Genomic DNA, 10,154 nt, shown 5'->3' with positions numbered 1-10,154 from the left:
GTTGATATAGTGTCTGATAAACTTATAAAAAATCTACTAAATGGTATATTACAAATTTTATTTTTTCTTTTAGGATTAGCACTTTCTGTAGGAGGAGTTAAAGGTTTTAGTTATCTTTGTTTTAGCGGTGAAGCAACTATACAAGGTTTTATATACGGAATATTAATGTTTGCCTTGGGTGTATCATATTTTATTATAGTAAAGTCATTGTTAGAAGTATTAAATAGTTCTGAATATAGCTTATTCGTAAATGAAAATGCAAAAAGGTTTAGACTTATTGGCTATCTTTTACTTTTAAATTCTGCTATAGAATTTATTTCAACTTTTGGTACTACTGGAACAGGAATGAGATTCCTAGATTTAGGATTCGGATTTTATTTTACAGTTCCAACTCTTGTGTATTTTGTGGTGGCTCTTATGAGTTTTGTGATTTCAGATGGGTTTAAGAAGGCAATAAAGATAAAGCAAGATAATGATTTAACTATTTAAGTTGCACACTATGTCAATTGTAGTAAATTTAGATGTAATGATTGCGAAAAGAAAATATCTCTTAAAGATTTATCAGAAAGAAATTTATATATCAGTTGTTAAGCCTGTTATATTTATTGATATAACAGGCTTTTACAATAATTAGATTTCAATAACTTTATACTTATGTTTAGTATATGGTAATAAAATATTTAATATATATTCAGTTTTTATTTTCATGTATCAAGTATTCGTTCCGTCACTACATCCATAACAATCCTTTTCTAGAACTTCTTTGTCAAATATGACTTGGATAGTTCTATTACAATCAATAATTGTGCTAAAAATTGTTGCAGCACCTATTTTGGTTCCTAACATACTTTCAAATAATTCTTCTGAGGCAAACGATACACGAGATATATTTAATTCTTTACTAAATTTTTTCGTATCAAATTTTTTATCTCCAGTCGTAATGAAAAGATAAAATAAGGTCTTTTTCTTGTTACACAAAAATAAGGTTTTTACCATATCCATATCTAATTTTTTATTGATTAATACACAGTCTTCCATAGATATTGCTGTATCTGTATCAACTCTTTCAAAAGGTATTTTAAGATAGTCTAAAGTTTTATAAACTTCCTTTTGTAATATAGTTGAAAATGTTTTTGGTGCTATAGCAAAAATATCACTTATATAAAACATAATTATTTCTCCTTTTAAATTAATATTGAATGAGAATGAGTGTTTTATACAATGCCTAAGTGAGTATTTTGCATATCTTTAATTAAATGCTAAATCAAAAGGCTTGTATCTAACACTCTATTATAAATGGCGGTTGATTTGCATTTTTTCTAATAATAAAAATATTCATAAATAACTCCTTTCTGACTTTTATTTTGCTTGCCCAATAAAATTTTCTTTTACTATAAATAACTATCAATTTTCAATTTCTAATATTGATTTTTTTATTATATTTTTATTATAACAGATTAATATGTGAAAAATAGCATTGAGATTTACTCTAAAGAACATATTAGAGATTGTACAAATACACAAACTTATATCTTATAAATATATTTTAAAATAATATATGATTTAGAATTAAAAAATTTTGTAAAAATGAGAAAAATAACTCCATAATATCAAAATTATATTAAATAAATTTGATATTAAAAATGGCTATATAAGTAGATGAGGAAATAGTTTTTTTCTATTGGAAAAATAAAGAAAATTCTATTATAATTGAACATGTGACAAAAGTTTGCAAAAAACAACATTAAGTGAGGGGGACTTATTTTATGATTTTTAGCATGAAATATTTTTTGGAATTATTTCCAACAATAATGAAATCATTCAATGTAACTGTGATTTTAGCAATAAGCTCACTGGTATTTTCATTAATTATAGGAACGATAGTAGCGTTATCATCTTATTATAAAGTCAAAGTATTAAATCAAATATGCAAAGTATATGTATCAATATTTAGAGGTACACCTCTTATGCCACAGTTGTTCTTCTTATATTTTGGTTTGGCTTATATGAGTGATTTTGTAAAAAATATGGATCCAGTATTTGCGACATCTATAGTACTTAGTTTGAACATGGGCGCTTATATGTCAGAAACGATAAGAGCATCTATACTTTCAATTGATAAGGGGCAGATAGAAGCAGCATATGCGATGGGATTAACAAATTTACAAACAATGAAAAGAATAGTTGTACCACAGGCAATAAGAGTTGCATTGCCATCATTATTCAATAATTTTATAGATTTAATTAAAGGTTCTTCTGTGGCTTTTGTTGTTGGAGTAAATGATATAATGGGTGCTGCCAAATCACAAGGAGCATTAAGTTTTAAGTTTTTTGAGGTATATGGAGCAGTTATGGTAATTTATTGGTGTATAATAACTCCTTTAAGTTGGGGTCAAAAAAAATTAGAAAAGAAAATTAGCAATTATTAGGTCTAAAAAAATACATAGAAAAGTATTTTATATAAAAAATAATGTGAGGAGAAGAGACATGATAAAAAGAAATATTATAAAATGTTTGGTAGCAGTTTTGTCGTTAACAGTTTTAGCCACTGGCTGTACAAAAAAGGAAGAAGCAAAGGATGAAAAAATTATAACTGTAGCTTCATCTAACTCAGCCGATCCATATTCTTATGTTGACAATGGGGAGCATAAAGGGTTTGAAGTTGACATGTGGAAAGAAATAGGTAAAAGAAGTGGATATAAAATAAAAATGGAACCAACAGGTTTTAGTTCTATATTCGGAATGTTAGATTCAGGTAAAGTTGATGTAGCAGCAAACTTTTTTGGAATGTCTAAAGAGAGATTAGAAAAATATGATGCTTCTGTTCCTTATGGCTCTGATTCTGTATGTATAGCTGTAAAAGACGGAAATAATGAAATAAACAAGCTTGAAGATTTAAAAGGAAAAGTAGTAGCAGTATCAGAAGGTTCTCAAGGTCAACAAGTTGCAGCAACTGTTAATAAAGATAATTTATTTGAAGAAAAGGTTTATGGTGATGGAACTAATGGTATTCAAGATTTAGATTTAGGAAGAGTTAGTGCATGGATTGATGCAGAACTTACTGTTGTAGGAGATTCTAAAAAAGCTAATATGAAAGTAAGAGTGTTAGATGAAAAATTATCAGTTACTAATATAGCTTATTTCTTTAAGAAAAATGATGAAAAATCAAAAGTTATAAAAGGAGATGTAAACAAGGCAATTGAAGAGATGCTTGCAGACGGAACAGTGAAAAAAATATCTGAAAAATGGTTTGGAATGGATGTAAGTGCTGATATACAAAAATAAATATTTTAAAGATAAAATATAAAGTTGCGATAACTATAGATAAAATTATGAAAATGTAAATTTATCTATAGTTATCTGTGTATTATAATGTATTTAGATTAGTCCTTATAGATTAAAATAAGTTATGGAGGTCTTATAAATGATTGAAGATAAAATAAAATCTATTGCACTAAAAAATAATGAAGAGGTTATAAAAATAAGACGACAAATACACAGCAATCCAGAGTTAGCATTTAAAGAATTTGAAACATCCAAACTTATAAAAAAAGAATTAGATAAGCTTAATATTGAATACATAGATGTTGCAGGTACAGGAGTATTAGCAACTATAAAAGGAAATAATAATGGCAAAAAAACAATACTACTTAGAGCCGATATGGATGGGCTTCCAATAAAAGAAGAAAATGATTTAGAATTTAAATCTACAAATGATAATATGCATGCTTGTGGACATGATGCACATGTTTCATGGTTATTAGGGGCAGCGATGATTTTAAATGACATAAAAGAAGAACTGCATGGAAATGTAAAATTACTATTTCAACCAGGTGAAGAAAAAGGTGGTTCTGATATCGTAATTAAGGAAAATGTACTTGAAGGTGTGGACGTATTAGCGACTGGTCATTGTTGGCCAACTATTGAATCAGGGAAAATTGGAATTGCTAGAAATTGTGCTATGGCAGCAACGAATACTTTTGAAATAACAATAATTGGTAAAGGTGGTCATGGAGCAGAGCCTCACAATTGTATAGACCCAATTGCGGTTGGAAATGCAGTATATTCCTCTATCCAGCAAATAGTTTCAAGAAAGATTGACCCAGTTGTACCAGTAGTGGTATCCGTTTGTTCTTTTAATTCTGGTATATCTAAAAATATAATACCAGATATATGTATACTTCAGGGAACTATTAGAGCTATAAGTCAGGAAAAAGTACTTGAAATAAGTGAAGTACTAGAGCATATGGTAAGAAATATATGTAAAGCTCATGGAGCGGATTGCAAGTTTGAAAAGAGTGCAGGAGGAGATGCTGTCATAAATGATAAAAATATGATAGAACTAGGAAGAAAAAGTGCTTTAAAAATACTTGGAGATGAAAATGTTGAAATGATTGATTTTCCAGCAATGACAGGTGAAGATTTTGCTATTTATATGAAGGAAAGACCTGGTTTATTTATGTATATAGGTGTAGGTAATAAAGAAAAAAATATAAATTACAAACTTCATAATAACAAGTTTAATATAGATGAAAAATGTCTAAGTACAGCATCTTCATTATTTGCACAACTTGCAGTAGATTATCTTTGTCAATGTTAGATTATAGTTATAAGAATATATTTTATTTAAAAATAAAATGACTAAGTTATTCTTAGATTTGAAATTAACATATTAATTTTAGTGTCAAATATGTGATTAGTTTATTATATTTATTAAAAAAGGAGGATAATAATGATAAAAGTGGAGAATTTACATAAAAGTTTTAAAGGTACAGAAGTTCTTAAAGGTATAAATTTAGAAATAAATCAAAGTGAAGTAGTAGCTATACTTGGTCCATCTGGAACAGGTAAATCTACATTACTTAGATGTTTAAATTATTTGGTTGAGCCTACAAAAGGAAAAATAATGATTGGAGATGTAAAAGTAGATGTAGAAAAAGCAACAAAAAAGGATGTAGCAAATTTAAGAAAACATACATCTATGGTATTCCAAAATTATAACCTATTTAAAAATAAAACAGCATTAGAAAATGTAATGGAAGCATTGATAGTAGTACATAAAAAGAGTAAACAAGAAGCTAGAGAAATTTCTCTAAAATTAATAGAAAAAGTTGGGATGTTGGATAGAAAAGATTTTTATCCATCAAAGTTATCTGGAGGTCAGCAACAAAGAATAGGTATAGCTAGAGCGATGGCAGTAAATCCAAATGTAATATTATTTGATGAACCAACATCTGCACTTGACCCAGAACTTGTTGGAGAAGTTTTAAGTGTTATAAAATCACTTGCAAAAGAGGGAATAACAATGCTTATTGTGACTCATGAAATAAATTTTGCAAAAGAAGTTGCTGATAAAATTATATTTATGGATAATGGTGTGATAGCTGAAGAAGGAACTCCTGATGAAATATTTAATAATCCAAAAAATGAAAGAACAGCAAAATTTTTAAATATTATTAGGAAAGAAGAAGTATTTAATTAAAAACATATAATTGAGGTATGCTTTAAAATATATGAGCTATTTTCATAAAAATAAGCTAATTAACATACAAAATTAATAGATATCTTAATTTATATAATTAAGATATCTATTAATTTTTTGAGTAAAAATATAAATTTTAGATTTAGACGTAATATCTATAATTTGAATTAATTAAAATTATGTGTATTGAATCATATAAGTTTAAATATCAAACTTATTTTGGAAACAAAAGATTTCAAACTTATTTTTGTTAAAAGATAATAGACCTTCATCTCTCATTTTTCCAAGTTCTCTTGACATAGAACTTCTATCAACACATAAAAAGTCAGCCATTTCATTTCTTGAAAAAGGAATTGTAAACTTATAGTTACCCGTTCTCTCTATTTGATTTGAAAAGTACATGAGTAATTTTTCACGAGTTGTTTTACAAGAAAGCAGCTCTATTTTGTTATGAAGTAAAATATTTTTTTCAGCTATTAATTGTAACATATTTTCAACAAGTCTATTGTGAAATTCACATGTAGATGAGCAAATACCAGTTACACTTTTAAACTTTATAAATAGAACTTCACATGAAGATGTTGTCACTACGGTTACAGTACTTTTATGTAGTCTAGTGCAAGCAAACACCTCTCCAAATAAATCACCAGGTAAAAGCTCAGCTACAATATTTCTATTACCTTCGATATCTTCTTTTATTATGTGTGCACTTCCCTTAAGCATAATTCCAATAGAAGTCACTTCATTTCCTACAGAAAATATTATACTGTCTTTTGGATAATTCTTATCAATAACACCCAAACATTCTAACATTGCTTCAAGTTCATCATCTTTAATTCCTTCAAATAGAGAAATCTTTCTTAATAGATTTATATGTTTTTCTAAAAAATTTTTCAAATAATCACTTCCTTGTTGCATATGCAACCGATAATTTCTTTTCATTGTACTATACTAAATTTATAAAATCAAGGAGATATAAAAATCCTGATACAAAAATCTAAAACAAAAAAGACCTATGTCTTAAAAATAAATATCTAGTAAAGTAGTATTTTAAACAAAAAAATTTTATGAGGTGATATAAATGATTAGAAAAATAATTAAAATTGATGAAGAAAAATGTAATGGTTGTGGATTATGTGTTGAAGCTTGTCATGAAGAAGCTATAGGTATGGTAAATGGAAAAGCAAAACTTTTAAGAGACGATTATTGCGATGGTTTAGGAGATTGTTTACCAACTTGTCCAACGAATGCAATTTCATTTGAAAATAGAGAGGCTGCAGAATATGATGAAGAAGCAGTAAAAGCAAACATGGAAGCAAAGAGAGCACAAAAAGAAAATTTAGCATGTGGATGTCCAGGTTCTCAGTCTAAGTCTATAAAAAGACAAGATTTAGATACTATATCTACAAATAACAATATAGTAATGGAGGCACAAGAGTCTCAGCTTAATCAGTGGCCAGTGCAAATAAAACTAGTACCTGCTAACGCATCATATTTAAAGAATGCAAGTCTTTTAATAGCAGCAGACTGTACAGCATATGCATATGGAAATTTCCATAATAAATTTATGAAAAATAAGGTTACATTAATTGGTTGCCCTAAACTTGATGAAGTTGATTATGCTGAAAAACTTACAGAAATTTTAAGATTAAATGATATTAAAAATATAGTGGTAACACGTATGGAGGTACCTTGTTGTGGTGGTATTGTAAATGCAGTTAAAACAGCTCTACAAAATAGTGGAAAGATGATACCGTGGCAAGTAATTACTATATCTGTAGATGGGAAAATAGTAGATGGAGAAATCTAATTAAGTAAATCGTAAACAAATTAATAAATTTTAATAAATAAAATGAAATGGGAGGAATAAAAGATGGAGAATATGTTTTGTTTTCAATGTGAACAGACAGTTGGTGGTAAAGGATGTACTATAAATGGAGCTTGTGGTAAAAAAGGGGGAACAGCCAATTTACAAGATGAACTTACAGGAGTATTAATTGGACTTTCAAGAGCAACTGTTGGAAATAAAAATAGACCAACAAGAGAAACAGATAAAGTTATGATAGAAGGGTTGTTTACTACTGTAACAAATGTAAGTTTTGATGATGAAGCTATAAAAAGACAAATTGAAAAAACTGAATTAGCAAAAAGTGAACTTGTACCTAGATGTTCAGATTGTTCAACAACTTGTAGTAGAAATGACAACTACGATATGAAGAATTTATGGAATGATAATGAAGATATACGTTCATTAAAATCATTAATTTTATTTGGATTAAGAGGCATGGCTGCTTATGCTTATCATGCAATGGTACTTGGATATATAGATAAAGAAGTGAATGACTTTTTCTATGAAGGGTTAATAGCAGTTGGAGAAGACTTATCTAGTGATGAACTTTTAGGATTTGTAATGAAAACTGGGGAAATAAACTTAAAATGTATGGAATTACTTGATAGAGCAAATACCGAAACTTATGGAACACCAGAACCAACTCAAGTACCTATGAAAATTGAAAAAGGTCCATTTATTGTAGTTACAGGACATGACCTTTATGATTTACACAAATTGTTAGAACAAACAAAAGATAAGGGAATAAACATATACACTCATGGAGAATTATTACCAGCACATGCATATCCAAAATTAAAAGAATATAAGCATTTAAAAGGAAATTTTGGTACAGCATGGCAAAATCAACAAAAAGAATTTGACAATATACCTGCTCCAATACTATTTACGACAAACTGTTTAATGCCTGTTAAGGATAGTTATAGAGATAGAGTATTTACTACAGAAGTGGTTGCTTATCCTGGTATGGTTCATATTGGAGAAGATAAAGATTTTTCTAGTGTAATAGAAAAATCACTTGAACTTGGAGGATATAAAGAAGATATGCATATGACTGGAATAAATGGAGGTGATATGCTAACTACTGGTTTTGCAAGAGGAACAGTTTCATCTGTACAAGATACAGTAGTAGAAGCTGTAAAAAATGGTGCTATAAGACACTTTTTATTAGTTGGTGGTTGTGATGGTGCAAAGCCTGGAAGAAATTATTATACTGAATTTGTAAAACAAGCTCCTGAGGACACTGTTATATTGACTCTTGCATGTGGAAAATATAGATTTAATGATTTAAATCTTGGAGAAATAGGTGGTTTACCACGTTTAATGGATATGGGACAATGTAATGACACTTACAGTGCAATTCAAGTAGCTGTTTCATTGGCAAATGCTTTTGAATGTGATGTAAATGAATTACCTCTTAGCATAGTGCTATCATGGTATGAACAAAAAGCTGTTTGTGTACTTCTTACATTACTTTACTTAGGTATAAAAAATATCTATATAGGACCTTCTTTACCAGCATTCTTGTCTCAAAATGTATTAAATATATTGGTTGAGAAATTTGCTTTAACTCCTATATCTACTCCAGAAGAAGATATGAAAAAGATATTAGGATAAAGAGAATACGCTTAGTTAATAAGGTATAAATTTTATAGTCAAAGTACTATTAAGACTAATGATAATTAACATAAATAAGGGTTGGCTTTGTATAAAGTCAACCCTTATTCATGTTTTTATGGTCTATTATAAAGTAGATATTATTTTAATCAATTGTTTATAATAAATCATACTTTTAAACTTATAATACTTAAAATATATGTATAGTATAAACAAATGAAAAGTATAGTTTTAATAGTGTAGTATACTGAATTTAATTATAGAAAGAGGAACTTTGTAATATAGAATTTGCATAATATATATATATTATAGTGTAATTATTTTAACTAAAATTTAAAATATATAAGGCATTTTATATGGGGGTATGTGTATATGAAAAATTCGAATTTTAATATATTAACGTTCGATGGTGGTGGATTAAAAGGAGCATTAAGTATATCCATACTTGAGAGAATCGTAGAGGAGTATCCAAGTTTATTAAATAATATAAATATGTTTGGAGGAACATCTACAGGCAGTTTGATTGCATTAGGGCTTGCATATGGTGTAAGCCCTAATGAGATAAAGACACTTTATTCAATTGAAAATTCAAAGTATATTTTCAACAAAAGTTATGCAGAAATGCTCAGACCAAAATATGAAAATAAAAATCTAAAGGAAATTTTGCTAAGTATATTTCCGGAGGACTTAGAATTGAAAGATTTAAATAAATTAGTTATGGTACCAAGCTTTTATATAGGTAATGAAGAGCATTCATGGAAGCCTGTATTTTATAATAATATGCCAAATTCTCTTACTAAAACTAGTAAAGTTGTAGATGTAGCAATGGCAAGTAGTGCTGCACCAGTATTCTTCCCAACCTATAATTGTCATGTTGATGGTGGTATAATAGCAACTGACCCAAGTTTAGCATGTATAGTTTATTCAATTGACAGTGGACTTAAGCTCAATTATAAAAATACAAGACTTTTTTCTATAGGGACTGGATATGTATATAATAGTATAAAGACAGATACAACTGAATGGGGAGCTATTGACTGGATAATCAATAAGGAGCCAGACTTACCAATTATATCTGTTACACTAGAAGGGAACTCTCAAATGAGTCAATTATTTTCTCAAAAACTTCTTGGAGATAATTACTATAGGTTAAATCCTAAAATGGAGAGAGAGGTAGCTATGGATGATTGTGATTCACTAGAATAT

Annotated in this window: 10 protein-coding genes; 8 read left to right on the top strand and 2 right to left on the bottom strand. The window is 28.3% G+C overall.

The features are described from left to right. Window positions 1–489: DUF2975 domain-containing protein (locus tag KGF50_RS17940; RefSeq protein WP_227849327.1), on the top strand; the 489-nt coding region annotated here is incomplete at its 5' end. 222 nt (window positions 490–711) lie between these two features. On the opposite strand, the gene KGF50_RS17935 is transcribed toward KGF50_RS17940, so the two are convergent. Continuing rightward, entirely contained in the window at window positions 712–1,170 is a 459-nt protein-coding gene (locus tag KGF50_RS17935; RefSeq protein WP_227849326.1) for a YbaK/EbsC family protein, read from the bottom strand. Between the two features lie 596 nt (window positions 1,171–1,766). Between KGF50_RS17935 and KGF50_RS17930 the strand changes: the two genes are divergently transcribed. From KGF50_RS17930 to KGF50_RS17915, 4 genes are all read left to right on the top strand, one after another. Continuing rightward, window positions 1,767–2,429 carry an amino acid ABC transporter permease gene (locus tag KGF50_RS17930; RefSeq protein WP_227849325.1) on the top strand — a complete coding sequence of 221 codons (663 nt, stop codon included), beginning with the start codon at window positions 1,767–1,769 and terminating at the stop codon, window positions 2,427–2,429. Between the two features lie 58 nt (window positions 2,430–2,487). Continuing rightward, a complete protein-coding gene (locus KGF50_RS17925; protein WP_227849324.1) occupies window positions 2,488–3,285 on the top strand; it encodes an amino acid ABC transporter substrate-binding protein in 798 nt (265 codons plus the stop codon). Window positions 3,286–3,424: 139 nt separating this feature from the next. Beyond that, window positions 3,425–4,600: a M20 family metallopeptidase gene (locus KGF50_RS17920; RefSeq protein ID WP_227849323.1), complete on the top strand. Its 1,176-nt coding sequence runs from the start codon at window positions 3,425–3,427 to the stop codon at window positions 4,598–4,600. A 132-nt stretch (window positions 4,601–4,732) separates the two neighbouring features. Beyond that, the gene (locus tag KGF50_RS17915) at window positions 4,733–5,482 is read left to right on the top strand and encodes an amino acid ABC transporter ATP-binding protein (RefSeq protein WP_227849321.1); all 750 of its coding nucleotides are present in this window, start codon (window positions 4,733–4,735) and stop codon (window positions 5,480–5,482) included. A 201-nt stretch (window positions 5,483–5,683) separates the two neighbouring features. On the opposite strand, the gene KGF50_RS17910 is transcribed toward KGF50_RS17915, so the two are convergent. Further along, window positions 5,684–6,400, bottom strand: a complete 717-nt coding sequence (locus tag KGF50_RS17910) for a Crp/Fnr family transcriptional regulator (protein ID WP_227849320.1) — start codon at window positions 6,398–6,400, stop codon at window positions 5,684–5,686. 163 nt (window positions 6,401–6,563) lie between these two features. Here KGF50_RS17910 and KGF50_RS17905 point away from each other — a divergent pair, with 163 nt between their 5' ends. The 3 genes from KGF50_RS17905 to KGF50_RS17895 all read left to right on the top strand — a co-directional run. Next, complete coding sequence (locus tag KGF50_RS17905) at window positions 6,564–7,292, top strand: 4Fe-4S binding protein (protein ID WP_227849319.1); 729 nt, start codon at window positions 6,564–6,566, stop codon at window positions 7,290–7,292. 63 nt (window positions 7,293–7,355) lie between these two features. Then, complete coding sequence (gene hcp / locus KGF50_RS17900) at window positions 7,356–8,948, top strand: hydroxylamine reductase (protein ID WP_227849318.1); 1,593 nt, start codon at window positions 7,356–7,358, stop codon at window positions 8,946–8,948. Between the two features lie 372 nt (window positions 8,949–9,320). After that, window positions 9,321–10,154, top strand: an 834-nt coding sequence (locus KGF50_RS17895; RefSeq protein WP_227849317.1) for a patatin-like phospholipase family protein, incomplete at its 3' end; no start/stop codon positions are given.

It is taken from the genome of Clostridioides sp. ZZV15-6598 (assembly GCF_020657705.1).
Classification (GTDB): domain Bacteria; phylum Bacillota; class Clostridia; order Peptostreptococcales; family Peptostreptococcaceae; genus Clostridioides; species Clostridioides difficile_F.
Note: the sequence above shows the minus strand (reverse complement) of the source record. Positions and strands in the feature narration are given on the sequence as shown.

Coding starts and splice junctions, on each gene's coding strand:
- KGF50_RS17925 (WP_227849324.1), top strand. CDS start 2,488: ATGATAAAAAGAAATATTATAAAATGTTTGGTAGCAGTTTTGTCGTTA.
- KGF50_RS17935 (WP_227849326.1), bottom strand. CDS start 1,170: ATGTTTTATATAAGTGATATTTTTGCTATAGCACCAAAAACATTTTCA.
- KGF50_RS17905 (WP_227849319.1), top strand. CDS start 6,564: ATGATTAGAAAAATAATTAAAATTGATGAAGAAAAATGTAATGGTTGT.
- KGF50_RS17930 (WP_227849325.1), top strand. CDS start 1,767: ATGATTTTTAGCATGAAATATTTTTTGGAATTATTTCCAACAATAATG.
- KGF50_RS17910 (WP_227849320.1), bottom strand. CDS start 6,400: ATGCAACAAGGAAGTGATTATTTGAAAAATTTTTTAGAAAAACATATA.
- KGF50_RS17920 (WP_227849323.1), top strand. CDS start 3,425: ATGATTGAAGATAAAATAAAATCTATTGCACTAAAAAATAATGAAGAG.
- hcp (WP_227849318.1), top strand. CDS start 7,356: ATGGAGAATATGTTTTGTTTTCAATGTGAACAGACAGTTGGTGGTAAA.
- KGF50_RS17915 (WP_227849321.1), top strand. CDS start 4,733: ATGATAAAAGTGGAGAATTTACATAAAAGTTTTAAAGGTACAGAAGTT.